Raw genomic sequence first — 19,232 nt, forward strand, 5'->3', positions numbered from 1 at the left:
GTCCGGTCCGGGGCGGACCGTGGGGCGCTCATGCGAGGTCGATGCCCAGCTCGGGCCGGCAGATCGGGCACAGCTCGGCCCCGATCACCGTGTCCGCGAGCACCAGGCGGGCCTGCTCCGCAGTGATTTAAGCGGGGGTCCGCCGCCCCTGCCGGATCGTGCAGTCGCCGACGTGGACGGGTGACCGGCCACGGGTCCTTCGGGTTCAGCTTCGTCTCCATCAGGTACTGCGCCGACGGCGGCCGCCGCGGCCGGGACTCCCGCACCTCGCGATCCCGCCCGGGGCCGGAAGACGTCTGGGCGTGGGCGAGGGCCTTGCGCACCGCGTGGCACTGCAGCCGCAGGTAGATACCCACGGTCTCGGTCTCGGCGATCTGCCGCTCCAGATACGCCAGGATCGCCCGCAGCCGCGCGGATTCAGGCGGCAGACCGGACACGGCCGGCACCCTGCAGCGCAGCCCACGCCCCCGAAGGCCGGCCCCGCCAATGCGGATGGGACACCACCCGTACCGACAGGTCCAGGAGACGGCGCCGCAGCTCAGCGCGGGGGCACTCAGCGAGCTGCCGGTAGGTGGCGTGCCACTCCTCGTGGGCTCGGGCGAGGTCATCAGGGATCGGCCGCATGACTCGATTCAATCACCTGTTCGAATTTATGTTCCAGTCGGCACTGCCCGGTCGCCTGCACCTGACCCCCAAGCTGCCGAGGGGTAGCCGGTCACAGTCCGACCAGTCCGCGCCCTCGTCGCCGCCACACGAACCCCTCCTTTTCGCGCGGCGGGCGGCCACGGGCAGACGCCGTCGGCTGTACCGGGTGGGCGGCGTGGAAGGGATCACGGCATGACCTGGTTCCTGCCCGAGCCGATGCTGACCGTGGCCGTGGACAACCCCGTGCTGCATGCCGGATGGGCGGCCGGACGGCTACCGTGCCCAGCTCGCCGTGTATGCGGGCGGGCGAGTGCTGCTGCGCTCCCGGCGCGGAACGGACATGACCGCAGCCTTCCCCGAGATCAAGGCAGCAGCCCTCACCCAACTGCCCGCGGACACCGGCCTGGACAGCGAACCAGACCAGCGAGCCCATCCCCCACTGATCCGCCCTGCCGGGCTCAGGCGGCGACCCGAGCCCGGCACCGCTGCCCAACCCGCAGGACGCTCCCGTGAACGCTGACTGACTGCCGGCCCGCTGTCCGGGCAGGGCGCCGGGCTGCCGCCAGCGGCTCAGCGTCAGGCGTTCTGCCTACGCAGGACCTCTGCCCTCAACAGAGAGGCTGCGTAGGTCAAAAGCAGGTTCTGGCTCACTTTCCGTGAAACCGCACCGGCCGGGTTTGCGCCCGCCTCCGGGTAAGCCCCCGACCTGCCGGTTCACCAGGATGTCCGGCCTCGGACGCCGGGGATCCACGCGAGTGCACGGAAGTTGCGCCAGAGCCCGAGTCTGGATGGCATCGGCGGGGCGTCGTGTTCGGTGTTCGTGAGAATCGACTCTGGCTCAACTTCTGTGGTGCCGACCCAGGCGTTCGACAACCGCCTGGCCCCTTCCCCATACGGCCGTTTGCCGCGTGACCTGAGCAGACGAGGACGCGTTCATACGGTATGCGAAAGATCATCACTTGCGGCCTGCTGGCCGCTGCGGCCCTGTCCACCGCCACTCCTGCATTCGCCGACAACGACAGCACCTTCGGCAGTGGGGTCAACGCGGCCAACAACTGGAACTTCACCGCCGCCGACGTGTGCAGCCAGGAGCTCGCCGTCGTCCCCGCCCTAAGCGACTGGACCGGCGACCACAAGAACGAGTGCTCTAACGGCAACGTCATCGACCACTCTGGCAGCTCAGCGACGCCCGGTCACTGACCAGCATCGTGGGTCTCAAGCCCGAAGGCCCTGCGCACCCGGCGCGGGGCCTCACCACAGAAGCTGAGCCAGAGCCTGAGAATCGACAGCGCCGCTACACCCCGCCGTCGCAGAGCCGCCACCCGGGAGGCCGCGACGCCCCCAGCGGCTCTGCGCAGTGTCTCCATAGCCCCGGGCGACAGGGGCGGGCAGAATCAGGGAGCGGGTGCCGTGACGCCCAACATCCAGGGCGGCCAGGGCGGGGTGATGTCCATGCTGGGGCGCCGGGTGTCCGGCGAGGCGACCCCGCTGAACCCGGCCATAGAGACTTGGCAAAAACCGTTTGACGGACCCGGTTCGGCCACTGCTACATTCGCGGAGGCCGTGCGAGAAACCGAGGAGGTGGTACCCGTGAACGTATCGACATGGGTGCTCTCCTTAGGGGTCACGGTCGGGCGATAGGCAGGTCGTCCGGGAGCGCCATTCCAGTGCACTCCCGAAAGGCACGACCATGCATGTCACCTCTGAACAGCTTCTCGACGACGGCGTCCGCGAGCGCGCCTTCACCCTCGGCGACATCCCCGGCTTCCTCTGGACGCCCGCCTCCGCCTCCGCCTGCGCACCGGTGCCGCTGATCCTGCTCGGCCATCCGACCCTCGGGCTGGCGAGGATGTATCCCCGACTTGCGGCCCGGGCCCGGCACTGCGCGGCGCAAGGCTTCGCCACGGCCACCGTCGAACTCCCCGGATGCGGGGACCGCCCCCGCTGGCCCGCCATGGAGCAGGCCCGCACCGAGCTCCGCCGAACCCTGCAGGCCGGTGAACCCGTCGGCGACGAGCTCGTCGACGCCCTTATCCTCCCGCTGGTCGACAAGGCGGTCCCGGAGTGGCAGACCGCCCTGGACACGTTCCTCGCACTGCCCGAGGTTGGCGGACCAGTCGGGTACTCGGGAGGCGTGATCTCCATCGGCATCCGACTGGCGGCGGTCGACCCGCGCATCGCCGCCGCCGGTCTCTTCGCCGGGAGTTACGTGCCGCGCGCCATGTTCGAGGAGGCACGGAAGGTCACCATTCCGCTGTACGTCCTGCTGCAGTGGGACGACGAGGGCAACGACCGACAGGCCGCCCTGGACCTGTTCGACGCCTTCGGCTCCACGGAGAAAACCCTGGAGGCCAACATGGGCGGCCACACCGGCGTCCCGCAGTTCGCGGGCGAGGCCGCGGGCCAATTCTTCACACGGCACCTGAAATGAGGCCGGGCCGTCAGACCGGCGGCAGCCGGTAACTGAGACCGGCGGCATACCGCTCGTCAAGGACGGTCCCGGCGTCCCGGCCTCCGTCCACACCGTGGGCCCCTCGCTGAACGTTCGGCAGGGGCCCATGCTGCCTAAAAGTCATGAACTCGATTTCTGTGGAGCCTTCGAGCGCTGCCCAGACTCGGGCTCTGGCGCAACTTCCGTGCACTCGCGTGGATCCCCGGTGCCCGAGACCGGACAATCCTGGTGAACCGGCAGGTCGGGGGCTTACCCGGAGGCGGGCGCAAATCCGGCCGGTGTGGTTTCACGGAAAGTGAGCCAGAACCCGAAAGCAGGAACGCTTGTCGACGGGTTCCGGGAACGACCGCAGTGGTCCCGCCCGGCAGATGTCGGCTCGAACGGCGCGTGGTCAGGTCGGCGACTCCCCCGAGCGCGGCCAACCCTGCTTCAGCGCACTGTTCGCCTGTCTCGGCGCGTCACCTAATACGTCCCTTACATGGCTGAAGGATCAAGAGCCCTCTGACCAGCGGATGCAATTGACAGGTACAGATAGGGCCCGCCGCGCGGTGCCGCTTCGGTCGGCACGGCATCGCCGCCGGAGGCACAGCTGTGCAGGGTGGCCGTGTTCGGGGTGCCGGTCGCCGCGGCCGTGCCGCTCCCCCGCGTGCCGGCGGACCGGCGGCGGGTCACGAGGCGCAGCCGCGGCGGGCGGGCCGGCCCGGGAGGTACTGGGCCCATTCGTGCGCGGTCAGTCCGCGGTGCAGGGCGTGGCAGATGCTGGTGACGGCCGCGTCCGGATCGCCGGGGGTGACGGGCCGCAGCCGTACGGTCCCGTCGTCGTCGCTGTCGGTGGCCAGGGTGTGCCCGTCGGGGCTGAGGAAGACCTGCGGCGAGGAGCGGGGCGTGGCCAGTGTCCGCTGTGCCTGGCCGGTGGCGAGATCCCACAGCCGCACGGTGCCGTCTGCGCCCCCGGCGGCCCGCAGGTGCCCGTCCGGGCTGAACGCCAGGGGGCTCGTGCCGGGGGGAACGGTGAGCGTGGCGCGCGTCCGGCCGGTGGCGGTGTCCCACAACTGCTCGGTGCTCTCGGAGGTGGCGGCGGCCAGCGTGCGGCCGTCGGCGCTGAAGACCACGGGGGCGTCCAGGACGATGTGGTGTTCGGCGATCTTTGTGAAGCCGCCGCGGGTGTCCCACAGCCGCAGCGGCTGTGTGGTGTCCGTGTCGTGCAGCGGCTCGTCCGCCGTGGCCAGCAGCCGGCCGTCCGGGCTGAAGGCCGCCGGCCAGCCGGCTGGCGCGGTGAAGGCGGTGCTCTGCCGTCCGGTCGTGACGTCCCACAGGTGTACGTCGTCTTCCTCGCCGCCTATGGCCAGCGTGTGCCCGCTGCGGACGAACGCCAGGGCCGTCACGGCGTGTCCGAGGCGGGCCGGGGTGGCGCGCAGCCGGCCGGTGGTGGTGTCCCACAGCCGTACGGTGCCGTCCTCGGCGCCGGTGGCCAGCAGGCGTCCGTCCGGGCTGAACACCGGTGCGCAGGTGGAGTCGGGGTCGCCCAGCGTGAGCCGGGGCCGGGGCGGGGCCGCTTCCACAGGCGCACGGTGCCGTCCTCGGCGCCGGTGGCCAGGGTGCGCCCGTCCGGGCTGAACGCGGCCGACACGACCAGGTTCGTGCGTCCGGGCAGGACGGTGCGCCGGCCGGTCGCGGTGTCCACCACGCTGACGGTACGGTCGTCGCGCGCGATGGCCAGGGTCCGCCGGTCGGTGCTGATCGCCACCGCGCTGACGGCCGCGCCCGGGTCGGGCGCCGCGGCGGCATGCGGGTGGCCGGTGGCCGTGTCCCGCAGCCGTACGGTCCCGGCCGTGTCCCCCACCGCCAGCAGCCGTCCGTCCCTGCTCAGCGCCACCGCGGCGGCGCCGTCGCCGTACCCCCCGGACACGCCGAGCAGGCGGCGGCCGGGGACGTCCCACAACCGCAGCGTGCCGGCCTGCTGGTCGAGGGCGGCCGCGGTGCGGCCGTCGGCGCTGAACACGAGCTGCACGCCGCCGGAGGCCACCGGACCGCCACCGGAGGCGGCCGATCCGCCGCGCAGGGCGGCGAACGAGGAACGGGTGCGGCCGGTCGCGGTGTCCCGCAGCAGGACCGTGCCGTCGGCCTGGCCGGTGGCCAGGGTGTGCCCGCCGTCGGTGAAGGCGACCGGCGCCACGCTCTCCTCGTGCCGGTCGAGGCCGCTTCCCGTGCGTGTGTCGCCCGTGTGCCAGGTCCGCACGGCGCGGCCGGTGGCGAGGTCCCACAGCCGCGCCGTCCGGTCGGCGCCGCCGGTGGCCACGCTCCGGCCGTCCGGGCCGAACACCACCGAGGCCACGGCGCCCGTGAGCCGTGCCAGGGTGGTCAGGCTGCGGCCGGTGGCGGTGTCCCACAGGCGTACGGTGCCGTCGTCGCTCGCGGTGGCCAGGGTGTGCCCGTCGGGGCTGAAGGCCAGCGAGCCCACCCAGGCGGTGTGGCCGGACAGGCGCTGTTCGAGCGGGGAGGAGGCGGCGGCGTACAGGCTGGCGGCCGCCTCGGCGGTCGGGTGGGTCCGGTAGGCCCGGACGGCCAGCAGCGACGCCAGGTCGGGGTCGGTGCTCAGCAGTCCGGCCGACTGCGCGGCCAGTTGGCGGGACAGCGCTGTCCGCCGGGCCGCGTCGGCCGCCTGCCGCCGCCGCTCGCTGTCGCGGCTCTGCTGCCAGGCGATCAGGCCTGCGGTGGTGGCCAGCACCAGCAGGACCGCGAGCGTGGCGGTGAGGGCGCGCAGTCGCCCGGCGGTGCGGGCGGCGGTGCGGGCCTCCTGGTCGCGCTGTGCGAGGGCGGCGTCGAGGAACGACTTCTCCAGGGCGGTGAGGCCGGTTGGCCGCCCCGGACCGGTGAAGACCTCCTCGGCCGCAGCCAGGCGGGTGCCGCGGTAGAGCGCGCCGGGATCTTGGCCGAGGTCGTGCCAGGCGCGGGCGGCCTCGGTGAGCCGGCGGTGCGCGCGCAGGCGCTCACGGTTGTCGTCGATCCATGAGCGGTAGCGCGGCCACGCGGTGATGAGGGCCTCGTGGGCGAGATCGGCGCCCTCGTCGTCCGGGGTGATCAGCCGTGCCCGGGCCAGGACTTCGAGGACGTGGCCGGCCTCGGGGGTGGCGGCGCCGAGTTCGACGCGGTCGGTGGGGCGGCGGGTGTCGGGGGTGCCCTCGCCGGGGGTGACCATGCGCAACAGGATCTCCCGCGCGGCGGCGGCCTCGGCGGGGGTGAGGCTGGAGTAGGCCTCCTCGGCGCTGCGTGCGATGGCCCGGTGGATTCCGCCGGCGGCCCGGTACGTCTCCAGCGTCAGCGTACGACCGCGGCGGCGTCGCCAGGTCTCCAGCAGGGCGTGCGAGAGCAGCGGGAGGCTGCCGGGCTGGTCCGCGGCCTCGCCGACCACCTCGGCGGTCAGCTCGCGCTCGACGACGAGCCCCGCCGCGGCGGCGGGTCCGACGACAGCCTCGCGCAGTTCCGCAGGCGACATAGGGCCGACCAGCACGGTGGCCTCGCGCAGGGCGTGAGCCAGTCCCGCGTGCTCGGCACAGCGGCCGAAGAAGTCCGCCCGCACGGCGATCACCGCCCGCAGCCGGCTGCCCGGCGCGCACGCCGCCAGCAGGAGGCCGAGGAACGCTCCGCGCTCGCCGGGGTCCGCGCCCAAGGTGAACAGTTCCTCGAACTGGTCGACCAGGACGACGGTGTTCCCCTCGCCGGCCGCCGGTTCGAAGGCGCGGGCGTGCGAGGCGGGACGGGGGCCCGGGGTGAGGATGCGGACGGCCGCCGGACGCCCGCCGGGGGCGTCCGGCGCGCGCAGGGCGGGGACGAGCCCGGCGCGCAGCAGCGACGACTTGCCGCTGCCCGACGCGCCGACCACCGCCACCAGGCGCTGGCGGCCCACCGTCGCCGCCAGTTGCGCGGTGAGCCCGGTCCGGCCGAAGAACAGGTCCGCGTCGCCGGGCTCGAACCGGCGCAGCCCCCGGTAGGGCGGTTCGGCGCCGTCCTGGTCGGCGCGGGGCTTAGCCGCGATCTCGCGGGCCGCCAGCCGCCACCGCCGCTCCCACTCGCACACGTCGCCGCCGCAGGCCCGCACGTAGGCCAGCACGGTGGCGAGCGTGGGCAGGCGCTCGCCGGCTGCCGCCTGTGACAGAGTGCTGGCCCCGGCTCCGGTGAGGGCGGCCATCCGCCGGTAGGTCGGACTGCCCGCCTCCCCCCGCAGCGTGCGCAGTTCGCACGCCAGGCGCTGTAACGGCCCCTCACCCGCATCCAGCGGCCTCTCGGGGCGTCCCGCCACCACCCCCACCTCCCCTTCGCTCCCTGCGGCGCCCCGCCGGCCGGGCCGCCGCACGGCCGCACGGCCGCACGGCACGGTCGGACGGTTTGCCGCCCGCCTTTACGGCCTCCGCCGGTCAGCGACGACGTGGACCCTCCCGCCGGTTCCCGCAGCCCGCCCATTGATCCGCCTGGTCAAAGGGGTCTGCCATTCAATTCCGGCCGCGGTCGAGTCGGTTGCGAGGCGCCAGCACCCCGCCTCGGGGGCCGCGCCCGGCATCCGGCACGAAGACACGAAGTCACAAGGAAACGAAGAAGGGGAAACACGCGCCATGAGGACCACCAAGCGCGCCGCGCTCGCCCTGACCGCCGCCGTGTGCGGTGCCGCGGCCGTCTCCGGAACGGCCGCGCAGGCCGTCGAAGCGCCCGCACACCACTCCGCCGCCGCATCCCACTCGTCCGTGCGGCCCGACGCGGCCCGCACCCCCGCCACCGCGGCCGTCAGGGCCGGCGACCACTACAAGTACTTCAGCTGCGGCGGCGGCCAGGTCAAGGTGTGGTACCGCGGCTACGACAACAACCGCACGATGCTGCGCGAGACGTACCTGCGTGACAAGGAGGGCCTGAAGTTCATGACCGCCTCGGCGATCTGGCGCGCGGACGGCGGCAGGACCACGATCCAGAAGCTCAGCATGGAAGCACGCAGCTTCCCGCGGGTCTACGACTCGCAGACCAAGGACGTGGCCATCGCCAAGCGCCGGCACCCGTACGTGAAGGTCACGATCCACACGGTCTTCGACTCCTGCCACGGCTACATCCACCTGTACTGACCGCCGGACGGGCAGGGCGGGGCCGTCCACCGGTGGACGGCCCCGCCCTGCCGGACTCCAGCCCCAGCCCCAGTGAGGGTGAGGGTGAAGGTGAAGGTGAGGGTGACGCCCGAAAGCCCGGATGTCCGGCCCGCGCGTTCGCCTTCCCGCGGGGCGGCCCGATCGGGGCCGCCCGCGGTGTCCGCGCCGGGCCAGGGCAGGTGCCAGCGCTGGGCGTTGGTGCCGTTGCAGCCCCAGATCCGGAGTCGCGTGCCGGCCGTCGCCGAGCGGTTCGGGTCGTCCAGGCACGTGCCGGAGTCCGGGATGAGCACGGACCCGTTGGACTGCAGCTGCCACACCTGCGCACCGGACCGTCGCAGTCGTAGAGATCGACGGTGATGCCGTCGGCGGTGCCGGCACCGTTGACGTCGAGACACTCGCCCAGGACCTGAAGGGTGCTGCCGGCGGCGACGGTCCGCTGCTGGGCCCCGGTACCGTTGCAGCCCCAGCTCTGGACCGGGGTGAAGTTCGCGGTGCTGAAGGGCCGTCCAGGCAGAGCAAGGAGGACACGCCCGAGGTGATCGCCCTGGTGTGCTGGGTGCCGCCGGTGCCGTTGAACGCGCCGAGGCCGCTGGGAGTGCCCAGCCTGGAGGGTCCGTCGTAGCCGATGGTGCCGGTGCGCAGGTAGGACGGGGCTGAGCCGTCCGAACCGGAGGTGACGCCGTTCAACGCACAGGCGTGGGCGTACAGGACCGAGGCCGCCGCAGTGGAGGGCGCGCCAGCGAGCGCGAACGATCATCGGCGTGAGGCGCTGGCGGCGCCGACGACGAACCAATCCCCTGACCGTAAGTGCCGTACACCGCGACGCCCGTGGCGGGGTCGGCGACCGCCGCGGCATCGGCGACGGTACGGCGGCTGCCGCAGCCGGTGTCCTTCTGCCACGAACACGGGGGCTGACCTGCAGACAGCACAGGGCCCCGGGCGGTGCGTCGCCCGGGGCCCTGTGCTGTCTGTTCGCTGTGCGGGGTGAGTCCTACGGGTGGTGCGCGGCGGGGGCCGATGCCGAGTGCGAAGGCGTGGTGCCGGCCGGTGCCTTGCTGCTGCTTCCCGGTCCGCTGGTCAGAGCCAGCAGGAACAGGAACAGCAGCAGAGTTCCGCCCCCGGTGCCCGTTACGAGGGCGACGGTGCGCGGGCTGATGGACCGGTGGTGCGCGCGTACGCGGATCCCGTCGGTGCGGTAGTAGGAGCGGACATAGGTCGTTGGCCCGGCGGGGACCGGGCGGGGCCGCGAGGTGGCGCGGCCGGGTGCCGTATGGGGCTGTGCGGTGCGCGGCCGGGTGCGGCGGTTGTGGCCTTTGACGTAGGTGCCGTCACGGCGGTAATGGGGGCGTACGTAGGTCACGGGCGGTCCTCGGCGGTGAAAGGGGGCAACGCCCCCAGGCGGGGCCGGGTGTTCCTCGGCGCAACATTCGACGGTAGCGGGGGGCACTGACAATCCAGAGCGGCCAACTCCTCGACTGTGCGCACCTGTTGGGCTTCTGCCAGCGATTTTCGGACGGGCGATCCCGACGGCGGCCCGGCTGTCAGTGCCGGGTGCTGTCATGAAGGCGGCGGGGAGTTGCAGGGAGGGGGAACTATGCCCGGGAACAGGGGATACGAAGGCGTCGATCACACCGGCCGGGATCGGCGCGGGAGGCTGCGCGCCGTGGCGGCGGAGGTCTTGCGGTGAGCCCGCGCCGGCGGCGCCGCAAGAGCGACGACGATCTGCTCGTCGCTCTGGGCGGGCTGGTGGTCGTCGGGTTGGTGCTGGTCAAGCTCGGACAGTGGGTGTGGGCGCACTGGTGGGCGCTGGTCGTGCTCGGCCTGCTGGCGCTGCTCGCCGGTGCGGGCTGGATCTACCAGAAGGTTGACCAGATGCGGTCCGCGCAGCTGCGGGTCGAGGGCCTGACCTACTCGCTCGGTCAGCTGGACGCGATGCACCACAGCGTCTTCGAGCACGCCGTACGTGACCTGCTGGCCCGGGACGGCTCCCGCGACGCGCTGCGCTGCGGCGGCCGGGGCGACCTCGGCGCCGACGTGAAGGGGCACGATCCGTTCGGCCGTCTGTGGGTGATCCAATGCAAGCACCGCAGGAAGGGGCTGGACGGCTCGGCTGTCGGAACTCCGGAGCTGCAGACGCTCAACGGCACCGGCCGGCCGGTGCACGGCGGGGACGTCGTCGTGATGGTGACCAACGGGAGGATCTCCGGTCCCGGCCGCGACTTCGCCCGTCGGCAGCGCCTGCACCTGGTCGACCGGCGGGTGCTGGAGCAGTGGGCCCGGGGCGGGCGACCGCTGTGGGAGATCCTTCCGGCTGTTCCACCGCCCCGGAAGCCTCCACAGCTTCGCTGAGTTTCATCATGCCGGTGGGCGGGACCGGTTGGTCCCGCCCACCGGCATGTCGCCCTTGCCGCAGAACAGATGCCCAGCGCTCTACGCTTCCGCTCATGACCAGTAAAATCCCCGTACGTGGGGGCAGGAAGGGGCAGCAGCACCGGGCGACCCCGGACGATCTGCGCTCCTACACCGTATCGCCGGCGTCGCCGGTGACGGTGGCCCGGGCCGACGGCTCGACGGAGACCCGGGCGGCAAAGGCGGCGCGCGAGACGACGTCGGCACTGCGGCGGCGGGGCCCGGCCGTGTGCGCGAGGTGCGCCGACCCGATCGAGGGCAAGGTGTGGGTGAGCCGGGAGCTGGGCTCCAGCTCGGCTGCACGGATATCCAAACTCCTGTGCACATGCTCACGACGCGGTGCGCTGTACCTCGACCTGGGCGTATGGCGAGGACCGGCCGGCCAGTAGCGGTTCCGGCAGGCCGCGGGCCACATGGTCGACGAACGCGGCCAGGTAGGCGTTGGTGATGGTCAGCGCGTCGTCGCTGTCGATCGACCCGAGCCCGACCACAGACCGGATCGGCGCGGCCAGGTAGTAGGCGCCGTAGTCGCTGAAGTTGAAGTGCTCGGCCCCGTTGAGCCGGTAACTCCAGACAGGCCCGCTGCTGGCTGCCAGCAAGGCGCGGGCGGCGTCGCGTTCGGATTGCTCGTCGGCATTGCTCGGCCGGCAGGTTCCGGTGATGCAGGAGCTCTGGCTGGCCAGCAGCATCATCGGTTTACCGAGTCCCGAGTGGACGACCGTGCCGAACTGGGTTCCGTCCAGGTCGGCTGCTCCGGCGCAGTGCGGGTCGTCGTGGCAGGCTTGCAGCGCGGCGGCTCCGCCGAAGGAGTGGCCCAGGTACATGGTGGTGGCCGCGTCGACGTGCCCGGCGAACCGGCCGGTGGCGTCCAGCGCGGCGACCCGGGTTGCGGCGAAGCGGTCGTCGGCCGCCCATACGCTGACCAGCCGGTCGTTGGCCGGGCGCATGGCGGCCGCGTCGGAGTCCTGCGGGTTACCGGCGGGTGTCGCGTTCGCCGGCCGTCCGTTCAGCACGGTCAGGTTCGCGCTGTAGGTGGGGGTGATTCCGGCGACCAGGTATCCGTGGCTGGCCAGGTTCTCCGCGAGCGTGGTGTACTGCGGCGCGGCCAGACCCAGCCCGGGTTCGAGCACCACCACGGGGAACCGGCCGGCGGCGACGGGGGCGTCGGCGACGGCGTGCACCCGGATGTCGTCGAAACTGGTCTCGCCCAGCCCAGGCAGGCCGCCCATGTGCAGTCCCGACCATGCGCCCGGGGCGTAGGGCGCGGGTGGCGCGCCGGGGGCGGGTGCGGCCGGGTACCACAGCCACGCGGACAGCTCCCGCGGCATGCCCGGCCGCGGGGCGAGTGGATCGGTGCGGGCAGGGTCGGTCCAGTCGGCCGTGGTCCGGCCGACTGGATAACGGCCGGTCGGGGCGGGCAGGGTGACTTGCTGCCCCCGCCGGACCGCCACATAGCCGATGTAGCCGCCGAGCGTCACCACCAGCACGATCACCAGGACGAGCAGGGTCTTCAGGGTTCGGCGTAGCCACCAACGGTCAGTGCGCATCGACGCTGGCCCGGGTACGTGCGATGGCGGCCCGCAGGCCGCGTGCGGAGGAGGTCGCCGCGATCACCAGCGTGACCGCCATGACCGTGCCGTAGCCGGTCAGTGCCGTTAACCCGGGCCGGTCGGCGAAGGTGACCAGGCCCCAGCCGACGCTGGCGGTAACGGCCACCGCCATGAGTGTCGTGGCGACCGCGCTGGCCACGGTGGCGACGCGTAGCCCCGCACCGCTCGGCGTGACGTGCCGCAGCGCGGCGGCCGGTCCGGCGGCGAAGGCGGCACCGGCCAACAGGCCGAGCCCGACCAGGACCAGAAACCCGGTGGGGCCGACACCCACCCCGTGGGTGATCAGCCGGAGAACCACCGCAGCACCCAGGAAGGCCGATACGGCGACCGGTGGGGCGAGCAACAGCAGGCGGGCGCGGCGGCGTCCGAGATGGCATTGCGGGGCGCGGAGGACGGCGGCCACCGAGGGCAGCCAGCCGACCGCCATGGCCAGCGCCGACGTGGCCGAGGCCAGCGCGTAGACGTTGTACCACCCTGCGGCCGAGTCGGTGTGCCCGGTGGCGTACCAGGCCCCGTCCCGAGTGGTCTTGGCGAACAGGACGGCGCCGGCCGCCAGCGCCGTCCACGCGCACAGGGTCACCGAGACGGTGGCGCACATCCGTCCGGTCCGGTCGTGCAGGTGCCTGCTGGGACGGGCCCAGACGCGCACCGCCGCAGCCGCGACGTCGACCACCTGCCGAACCCCGACGCCACTGTCCTCCAGCAGGGCCGCGAACTCCGTGGCGTAGCGGTGCCGCCACACGGGCGGATACAACCCGACCAGCACGCGCACCCGCCAGTCGGGCCTGTCCTCGGCGGCGTTCGGGATTTTCACGGCATGGCTCCTGCGGCCCGGAGCCGGCGTAGCCCCAGATCGGCCACCCGCTGCATCTGCTCCGCCTGCTCGGCCAGCGTGCGCTGGCCGAGACCGGTGATCCGGTAGGGGCGGCGACGCCCTTGCGCGGGCAGCGCCTCGATCAGCCCGTCGGCTTCCAACCGGGCCAGCACCCCGTACAGGGTGCCGGGGCCGAGGACAACACCGACCGAGTTCGCGATGTCCTGGGTGATCGCGTAACCGTGCCTGGGTTCGTCGGCCAGGCTCGCCAACACGAGTACGGCCGGATCGGTCTCGGACGCCATGATTCCCTCTCCGTCGACCTACGCGGGAGGATATAACGTGCCACGATCTATCGCCAAGCATGGTAAGCGAGAGGTCGCGGGCTTCTGGAGCGAGTCCCACGCTGTGGTGTTGAGCAATTCTCGTGATACTGGCGGGCTCGCGTATTCAAGTGTCGTGAGTTCGGGGTGAGTGCAAGCGGGGTTGGTCACTGTCGGTGCCCACCGGGAGCTGTTCCCGGCGGGCTGTCGTTGCTGGACTCGCGACTACGACTCGGCTACGGCGATGTAGAACGTCACCGCCGCGAGGAAGGGTCCGGTGGAGAGGTGCCCCAGCCAGCGTCCTGCCGCTTCCTCCGTGAGATATCCGGCGGCCATAGCGCGTTGCGTCGTCCGCTCCAGTCCAAGGATCTTGTCGGCTGCCTGGGCATCTCGGAATACGGGGGTGATCGGGATGACCGAGGGCACCGTGAATCCGGCCTCTGTTGCCAGTCGGGGGAGCTGCCTGCCGATGCGGGAGTTGCGGACGACCTTGTCCGTGACGTACTGGGTGTAGGCGCGCGAAAGGTCGCTGTCCGGATGGTCGACGGTCAGGGTGTCCCAGTCCGGCTCACCCATGACGAGCCGTCCGCCGGGTCGTAGGACGCGGTGAATTTCCCGGAGCGCTCGGGCAGGGTCGGCGACGTGTTGCAGTACCCGGTCTGTGCGGGCACGGTCGGCGGTGTGGTTGGGCAGCGGCAGGTCGTGGATGTCGCCGAGTTGCACTGTGACAGTGTGCTGGTCGGCGGTGCGTTCCCTGGCGGCGTCGACCGTGGCCTTGTCGTGGTCGACACCGATCACCGTGCCTGTCGCGGTGACAGCTTGGGCGAGCGAGGTGAGATCGGTGCCGGGGCCGCAGCCCAGGTCGAGCGCCGTTTGGCCTGGACGGATGTCGAGTTCGTCGAGCATGCGCCCTTTGTAGGAGCGGCCGAGGTCGGTCGCGGCAATCCGGTCGAGGTAGGCGATCGGGTCGGAGGCGGCGGTCTCGAACGCTGTTGAGGTCATGCGAATCAGTCAACCAACTCCGGCAAGCTGACGGTGTCCTGGCGGTGAGTTTGCGGTACCAACCGCTGTGAGTGCCCCGTGGGTTCAGCTCCACTCCGCACAGCTCGACCGCCAGCCACTCGGCGAGCTGGGCCTGGTCCTCCTCGGTGCACTCACGGAAACCGAACGCGCCCCGGATCTCCATCCGGTGCCGCTTGATCGCCCGCCCCGACCAGTCGTACGCGGCCCACTCCTCCGCGGACACCCTTACCTGCTGGGCGACGTAGGACACCGCGGCTTGAACAACCTTACCGAGTGGATCTCAGGCATCTCTGCGCCGTATGTGCAGATGACCCTCGTGGGGAAAGGAGGGCGGCGCTGCGGACAGGACTGTGTCGAGGCCGTACCGGCTCTTGTGTGCCACGCGGCATGAGGCCGCGTTGTCCACCTGATGCAGGAGTTCCAGATGCTCCAGCGCGTCGGCCCCCAGGACGTCGAAGGCCCAGCCGGTGAGAGCCTCCAAAGCGCGCGGCGCCACACCCCGTCCGCGGGCATGCGCCGCGGTCCAGTAGCCCACCTCGGCCGACGGTTTGCCAGAGGCTACCTCCTTGAGGACCGCATGGCCCACCAACTGCCCGCGGGGCGAATCGGGTCGCGCTTCAAAAACCGCGAACCCGAACCGGTCCTGCGCTGCCCAGCCTCGCTCCTGGCCCCGCACCCACCGCATCGCATCGCCCTCGTTCTCTACGAGCGAGCTGGTCCAGTGGCGCAGCGCGGGGTCCCGGAACACGTCGACGAGGGCAGCAACGTCCTCCATGCACCAGGGACGAAGGACGAGGGCGGGAGCGGACGACGTCGCGCCCGCATGCAGGATGACGATGTCGTTCACCTGCCGATCGTATGCGGCAGTGCTCCACCCCCACGCCGACGATCCCGGCCCATTACCGTTCCATTCGCACGCGCACGGCCTCGATGGACCAGTTGAACGCCGGCACGAGGCTCTCCGGAGCGGGCCAGCCGTTGATCACTGCGAGCAGCTGGAGGTGTCGATCCCGGCGTGGGTCGCTCACACTCTCCAGCCGGGCCAGCAGCAGGCGGCGCAGCTCGGCGTCGTCGGGGCGGCCAAGGACGTGTGCATAGTGAGCCGCAAGCGCCGCAACGATCGGATCGGCTTGGTGCGAAGCCGGGGCGATGCCCGCCGCCAGGGCGGGGCCGACCCGGTCACGGACGACCGCACCGAGGTCGCGGCGCGGGCCCGTGGTGTCGCCTTGTGCCTGTTCGGCCGCGTGGTCCTCGGCCATCCGCCGCACGCCGACGCGGAAATCTGGGTCTGCGGCCAGTTCGGCCCACTCCACCCATGCCCGGACCTGCTCCGCCTCGGGGCTGTCGGGTATCTCGGGAGTCATCGAGCGCCTGATCCCCGCCAACGCGGAGTCGGTGTCGAGACTGCCGAAGGCGGCATCAAGGAAGTCCCCAATCAGACGTCGGCGTTCGTCCTCGGAGAGCTGGGCCAGCTTGTGCATGAGATCCGTCTCTTCAGCAGTGAGCCCGCGCTCCGCCACCGCCGTCAGCACCGCATGCCGCAGGCGCAGGACGCGGATCTGCACGGCCAGGGCTTCGGCGTGCGTTGCGGCGACATCGGGAAGCGACAGTTCCCGATCCACGACCCTGCGGATCGTGGGCAGGTCAACCCCCAGGTTCCGCAGGGTCCGCACAAGGTCCAAGCGCGCGACGGCGTCGATGTCGTAGAGGCGGTAGCCAGCCGGGCTGCGGTCCGTCGGCGCCACGATCCCGCGATCGGAGTAGAACCGAATGGTCTTGACCGTCAGGCCGGTCCGCCGGGCCAGTTCGCCGATCGAGTAAAGCGTGTCGCCGTCCATGCCCCCACCTTGACGTTTCCCCCTACAGGAGACTCAAGCCCATCCACCTGCCGATCGCTCCACAAGTTCTGACAATGCCTCTGTGGTGTTGGGGTAAAACCGAAGCGGACTCGATCGTTCTGGATGCCAAGGGGCTGCGTACTTTCTCACCACGAACCTGACTGGGATGCGGCCGGAATGGCGTGAGATGGACCGCGCGAGCGGGCGAGACGCCCAGGATCGGCAACCCGAGGAAACCGTTCAGTCAGCCAGTGCGAATCCGGCTTCGGGGATCAATCAGGACGTGGTTACCGGTAGTTCGTTAAATCCGGTGGTGGTGCGGGTTGACGACAGGCCGGGTTGGTCGTAGGCCGGTGGTAGGAGTCAACTGCCTTGCTGGGGGCTGAAGATGACCTCTCGTCGTCCGTGTCCGCCTGCGCCGGGGCCGTTGGAGGACTACGCGGCCCGGTTCGACAACCTCTTCTTCAGCCTGGCCCAGCGGCGAGGGTTTCGCGAGTACCTGACCGGGCTGCTGGCGCCGCGGGAGCGGAACAAGACGATCACCTGCCTGGCAGGGGCAGAACCGGTGGCCGGTGCAGGGACGCCGGGGGGGGGCAGCGGCTGCAGTTCTTCCTGTCCGAGTCGCCCTGGGAGGCCGAGCTGATCAGCGACCGGCGGCTTGAGCTGCTACGCGAGCAGCCGGCCACCGCCCCGCACGACGACGGGGTCATCGTGATCGACGACTCCGGGGACCGCAGGACGGCACGGCGACCGCGCACGTGGGCCGGCAGTGGCTGAGCCGTTTACAAGTCATCTCATTTGGCGAGCCGGCGGTAGCAGATGAGGGTGCAGGCGAGGCTCGTGAAGGCGAGGAAGTGCTCGGCTTTGCGCTCGTAGCGACGGTGGAGGCGACGACATCCAGCAAGCCATGCCATGGTGCGTTCGATGGTCCACCGGTGCCGGCCGAGCCGCTGTGAGGTATCGACTCCTTTTCGGGCTATGCGGTGCCGGATGCCCGGCTGGGATAACCATCGCCGCAGATGGGAGTAGTCGTATCCCTTGTCGGCGTGCAGTTTCTCGGGCTTGCGCCGTCGGGGGCCTCGCCGGGATCGGATCGGCGGTATGCCCTTCACGAGCGGGATCAGGGCCTGGCTGTCGTGGACGTTGGCACCGGAGATGCCGACAGACAGGGGCAGACCGGTCCACTCGGCGATCAGGTGGATCTTTGAGCCGCACTTGCCCCGGTCGACAGGATTCGGACCTTTCAGGTCCCCCTTTTCAGGGCCCGCATGTTCACCGAGTCGATCGCGCAGCGGGACCAGTCCAAGTCGCCGCGTGCGCCGAGTTCGTCGAGGACCAGGCGGTGCAGCTTGGCCCACACGCGGGCCTTCGCCCACTCCGTGAAGCGTCGGTGGGCTGTCGCGCCGGACGGCCCGAACGAGGCGGCCGGAAACTGCTGCCACGTGCAGCCTGACGTCGCCACGAACACGGTCGCGGCCAGTACTTCGCGGTCGCCGTGCCGACGCCGGCCACCACCCTGAGGTCGCGACGGTGCCTCCGGCACCACCCGCTGGAACAGCTCCCACAACTCGTCCGGCACCAGCCGCTCAACGATCCTCGACACGACCAGCAGCTTACTCAGCCAAATGAGATGACTTCTTAAGACCGTGTCCTATGTGGTGAGGCGTCGTTGACCTCGGTATGGGGCGGGGTACGTGGAGTTGGATTGTTCCGGGCGGGCTGTGGGAGATCGCGAGGCCGCTGATCCCGCCGTCAAGGAGGCGGCCGCAGGGCGGCGGAACGCAAGACACCCCTGATGAGACGCTGTTCGCGGCTATCGTCTATGTCCTGGTCAGCGGCTGTGCCTGGCGCCAACTGCCGCCCTGCTTGGGCATATCGAAGTCGACCGCCCACCGCCGGTTCCTGATCTGGTCGAGAGCCGGCGTCTGGGGGCGGCTGCACGAGGCGGTGCTGCACCGGCTCGACGACGCCGGCCTCATCGACGTCACCCGCGTCGTCCTGGACACCGCCCACGTCAGGGCTAAAGGGGGGGCGAACACACAGGTCCGAGCCCCGTGGACCGGGGCAAGCCGGGCTCCAAGATGCACATCCTGTCGGACGCGAACGGCCTGCCCCTCCTCGTCGGCGTCTCCGCCGGCAACACCCACGACAGCGAAGGACTGAAGCCGATGGTGGAAGGTCACCAAACGAGACACGACCCTCACCGCGGCCGGTACTTCAAGCCCCAGCGCCTCCACGCGGATAAAGCCTATGACCGCGCTGATCTGCGTAGATGGCTGCGCGGTAAACGCATCGGAGTGCGCATCGCCCGCAAGGGCATCGAGTCCAGCGAGCGATTAGGGCGACGTCGCTGGGTCATCGAGCGCACCATGTCGTGGCTGTCCGGCTACCGCCGACTCAGCCCCCGCTACGAACGCGATCCCCGCAACTACCTCGCCTTTCTGGGCCTCGCCGCCACCCTAGGCTGCTACAAGCGACTGATCCGCCTCACCACATAGGACACGGTCTTAGTACTGCAACGGTGCTTGTTGTGATGGGTGGTCGGTCAGGGGCTGTGTCCGCGTCGCTTGTAGTGGCTGGTGCGGGCCTGGTGTTGTCGCCGCCGGCGCCAGGTCGACCAGTGCGGGATGTGTTCGACGGTCATGGGCTGGCGGCGGGTAAGGCGGGTGATCAGCCGTCGTATCTCGGCGAGGCTGAGGTGGATGAGCTACCGCCCCACAGCCCGGCTTGGAGCAGTGCGCAGACGATACGGGAGGCCCGGACACCGGGTTCTCGGGCGGAAGGTAGACGGCCCCGCATCCGACGCACAGGAAGATCGGTCGCATGGTGCTCTCCTCCGTCAGCCCTGGCCACTGCCATGACAAACTCCACAGGACCCGGTCCACGGCCAGCTCAACCGGACGGCGTGTCTGGGGACCACACGACGAACCACTGCTCGGCGCCGTTCTTCTCGAACCACTCCTTCTCGGTGAAGCCCACTTCGCCGCTG

At 71.1% G+C, this 19,232-nt stretch carries 18 protein-coding genes and 3 pseudogenes; 8 read left to right on the top strand and 13 right to left on the bottom strand.

The window, feature by feature from the left end; all coding sequences use genetic code 11:
• Positions 1 to 895: 895 nt before the first annotated feature.
• The 4 genes and pseudogenes from HEP81_RS41015 (at position 896) to HEP81_RS00345 (ending at position 3,076) form a co-directional block, all read left to right on the top strand.
• Entirely contained in the window at positions 896 to 1,165 is a 270-nt protein-coding gene (locus HEP81_RS41015; RefSeq protein WP_243279239.1) for a DNA ligase-like domain-containing protein, read from the top strand.
• Positions 1,166 to 1,587: 422 nt separating this feature from the next.
• A complete protein-coding gene (locus HEP81_RS00335) occupies positions 1,588 to 1,845 on the top strand; it encodes a hypothetical protein (RefSeq protein WP_037663699.1) in 258 nt (85 codons plus the stop codon).
• Positions 1,846 to 1,995: 150 nt separating this feature from the next.
• Positions 1,996 to 2,136: pseudogene (locus tag HEP81_RS42495) on the top strand (AIM24 family protein); the annotation flags it as partial.
• 199 nt (positions 2,137 to 2,335) lie between these two features.
• A complete protein-coding gene (locus tag HEP81_RS00345; protein ID WP_037663698.1) occupies positions 2,336 to 3,076 on the top strand; it encodes a dienelactone hydrolase family protein in 741 nt (246 codons plus the stop codon).
• Between the two features lie 689 nt (positions 3,077 to 3,765).
• On the opposite strand, the gene HEP81_RS42275 is transcribed toward HEP81_RS00345, so the two are convergent.
• Entirely contained in the window at positions 3,766 to 4,596 is an 831-nt protein-coding gene (locus HEP81_RS42275; RefSeq protein WP_338058733.1) for a WD40 repeat domain-containing protein, read from the bottom strand.
• Positions 4,479 to 7,397 carry an nSTAND1 domain-containing NTPase gene (locus tag HEP81_RS00350; RefSeq protein ID WP_078967776.1) on the bottom strand — a complete coding sequence of 973 codons (2,919 nt, stop codon included), beginning with the start codon at positions 7,395 to 7,397 and terminating at the stop codon, positions 4,479 to 4,481. Before HEP81_RS00350 ends, HEP81_RS42275 begins: the two co-directional genes overlap by 118 nt.
• Before the next feature lie 310 nt (positions 7,398 to 7,707).
• On the opposite strand from HEP81_RS00350, the gene HEP81_RS00355 reads away from it, so the two are divergent.
• On the top strand, positions 7,708 to 8,205 hold the full coding sequence (locus HEP81_RS00355; protein ID WP_037663696.1) for a hypothetical protein: 498 nt from the start codon (positions 7,708 to 7,710) through the stop codon (positions 8,203 to 8,205).
• Here HEP81_RS00355 and HEP81_RS00360 read toward each other — a convergent pair.
• Both HEP81_RS00360 and HEP81_RS00365 read right to left on the bottom strand, forming a co-directional pair.
• The gene (locus tag HEP81_RS00360) at positions 8,187 to 8,543 is read right to left on the bottom strand and encodes an RICIN domain-containing protein (protein ID WP_037663694.1); all 357 of its coding nucleotides are present in this window, start codon (positions 8,541 to 8,543) and stop codon (positions 8,187 to 8,189) included. The two genes, HEP81_RS00355 and HEP81_RS00360, sit on opposite strands and share 19 nt — an antisense overlap.
• A 674-nt stretch (positions 8,544 to 9,217) precedes the next feature.
• Complete coding sequence (locus HEP81_RS00365) at positions 9,218 to 9,586, bottom strand: hypothetical protein (protein WP_037663691.1); 369 nt, start codon at positions 9,584 to 9,586, stop codon at positions 9,218 to 9,220.
• A gap of 323 nt (positions 9,587 to 9,909) precedes the next feature.
• Between HEP81_RS00365 and HEP81_RS00370 the strand changes: the two genes are divergently transcribed.
• Entirely contained in the window at positions 9,910 to 10,575 is a 666-nt protein-coding gene (locus tag HEP81_RS00370; RefSeq protein ID WP_037663689.1) for a restriction endonuclease, read from the top strand.
• A gap of 169 nt (positions 10,576 to 10,744) precedes the next feature.
• Here HEP81_RS00370 and HEP81_RS00375 read toward each other — a convergent pair whose 3' ends face one another.
• The 8 genes and pseudogenes from HEP81_RS00375 to HEP81_RS00410 all read right to left on the bottom strand — a co-directional run bounded on the left by HEP81_RS00375 (position 10,745) and on the right by HEP81_RS00410 (position 16,243).
• On the bottom strand, positions 10,745 to 10,948 hold the full coding sequence (locus tag HEP81_RS00375) for a hypothetical protein (RefSeq protein ID WP_157854669.1): 204 nt from the start codon (positions 10,946 to 10,948) through the stop codon (positions 10,745 to 10,747).
• A 16-nt stretch (positions 10,949 to 10,964) separates the two neighbouring features.
• Positions 10,965 to 12,182 carry an alpha/beta hydrolase gene (locus HEP81_RS00380; RefSeq protein WP_051850709.1) on the bottom strand — a complete coding sequence of 406 codons (1,218 nt, stop codon included), beginning with the start codon at positions 12,180 to 12,182 and terminating at the stop codon, positions 10,965 to 10,967.
• Positions 12,172 to 13,059 carry a hypothetical protein gene (locus HEP81_RS00385; RefSeq protein ID WP_051850708.1) on the bottom strand — a complete coding sequence of 296 codons (888 nt, stop codon included), beginning with the start codon at positions 13,057 to 13,059 and terminating at the stop codon, positions 12,172 to 12,174. The genes HEP81_RS00380 and HEP81_RS00385 overlap by 11 nt, the downstream gene beginning before the upstream one ends.
• Positions 13,056 to 13,364: a PadR family transcriptional regulator gene (locus HEP81_RS00390; protein WP_037663685.1), complete on the bottom strand. Its 309-nt coding sequence runs from the start codon at positions 13,362 to 13,364 to the stop codon at positions 13,056 to 13,058. The genes HEP81_RS00385 and HEP81_RS00390 overlap by 4 nt, the downstream gene beginning before the upstream one ends.
• Before the next feature lie 243 nt (positions 13,365 to 13,607).
• Complete coding sequence (locus tag HEP81_RS00395; protein ID WP_037663683.1) at positions 13,608 to 14,384, bottom strand: methyltransferase domain-containing protein; 777 nt, start codon at positions 14,382 to 14,384, stop codon at positions 13,608 to 13,610.
• A 118-nt stretch (positions 14,385 to 14,502) separates the two neighbouring features.
• Positions 14,503 to 14,661, bottom strand: a pseudogene (locus tag HEP81_RS42500) (DUF4158 domain-containing protein); the annotation flags it as partial.
• Between the two features lie 24 nt (positions 14,662 to 14,685).
• Positions 14,686 to 15,252 (bottom strand): GNAT family N-acetyltransferase, encoded by a 567-nt coding sequence (locus HEP81_RS00405; RefSeq protein WP_078967768.1) that lies wholly within the window; start codon positions 15,250 to 15,252, stop codon positions 14,686 to 14,688.
• Positions 15,253 to 15,304: 52 nt separating this feature from the next.
• Positions 15,305 to 16,243, bottom strand: a complete 939-nt coding sequence (locus HEP81_RS00410) for a MerR family transcriptional regulator (RefSeq protein WP_037663678.1) — start codon at positions 16,241 to 16,243, stop codon at positions 15,305 to 15,307.
• A gap of 388 nt (positions 16,244 to 16,631) precedes the next feature.
• Here HEP81_RS00410 and HEP81_RS42505 point away from each other — a divergent pair.
• A pseudogene (locus tag HEP81_RS42505) lies at positions 16,632 to 17,028 on the top strand (transposase); the annotation flags it as partial.
• A 9-nt stretch (positions 17,029 to 17,037) separates the two neighbouring features.
• On the opposite strand, the gene HEP81_RS00420 reads toward HEP81_RS42505, so the two are convergent.
• Positions 17,038 to 17,837 (bottom strand): IS5 family transposase gene (locus tag HEP81_RS00420; protein WP_167739893.1). Its coding sequence is split into 2 segments (ribosomal slippage): positions 17,038 to 17,498 and positions 17,498 to 17,837, totalling 801 coding nucleotides; the frame shifts between segments, so codons are not numbered across the junction.
• A gap of 86 nt (positions 17,838 to 17,923) precedes the next feature.
• Between HEP81_RS00420 and HEP81_RS00425 the strand changes: the two genes are divergently transcribed.
• Positions 17,924 to 18,741, top strand: a protein-coding gene (locus HEP81_RS00425) for an IS5 family transposase (RefSeq protein ID WP_106980098.1) whose coding sequence is annotated in 2 segments (ribosomal slippage) — positions 17,924 to 18,269 and positions 18,269 to 18,741 — 819 coding nt in all. Because the reading frame shifts where the segments join, the coding sequence is not laid out codon by codon here.
• Positions 18,742 to 19,232: the final 491 nt, after the last annotated feature.

The sequence above is a fragment of the Streptomyces griseofuscus genome (assembly GCF_014673495.1).
In the GTDB taxonomy this organism is placed as follows: Bacteria; Actinomycetota; Actinomycetes; order Streptomycetales; family Streptomycetaceae; genus Streptomyces; species Streptomyces murinus.

What these genes read in the sequence shown, in the direction of transcription:
- HEP81_RS00335 (WP_037663699.1), top strand. Translation starts at nt 1,588, where the DNA reads ATGCGAAAGATCATCACTTGCGGCCTGCTGGCCGCTGCGGCCCTGTCC.
- HEP81_RS00355 (WP_037663696.1), top strand. Translation starts at nt 7,708, where the DNA reads ATGAGGACCACCAAGCGCGCCGCGCTCGCCCTGACCGCCGCCGTGTGC.
- HEP81_RS00410 (WP_037663678.1), bottom strand. Translation starts at nt 16,243, where the DNA reads ATGGACGGCGACACGCTTTACTCGATCGGCGAACTGGCCCGGCGGACC.
- HEP81_RS00395 (WP_037663683.1), bottom strand. Translation starts at nt 14,384, where the DNA reads ATGACCTCAACAGCGTTCGAGACCGCCGCCTCCGACCCGATCGCCTAC.
- HEP81_RS41015 (WP_243279239.1), top strand. Translation starts at nt 896, where the DNA reads ATGCCGGATGGGCGGCCGGACGGCTACCGTGCCCAGCTCGCCGTGTAT.
- HEP81_RS00390 (WP_037663685.1), bottom strand. Translation starts at nt 13,364, where the DNA reads ATGGCGTCCGAGACCGATCCGGCCGTACTCGTGTTGGCGAGCCTGGCC.
- HEP81_RS00345 (WP_037663698.1), top strand. Translation starts at nt 2,336, where the DNA reads ATGCATGTCACCTCTGAACAGCTTCTCGACGACGGCGTCCGCGAGCGC.
- HEP81_RS00380 (WP_051850709.1), bottom strand. Translation starts at nt 12,182, where the DNA reads ATGCGCACTGACCGTTGGTGGCTACGCCGAACCCTGAAGACCCTGCTC.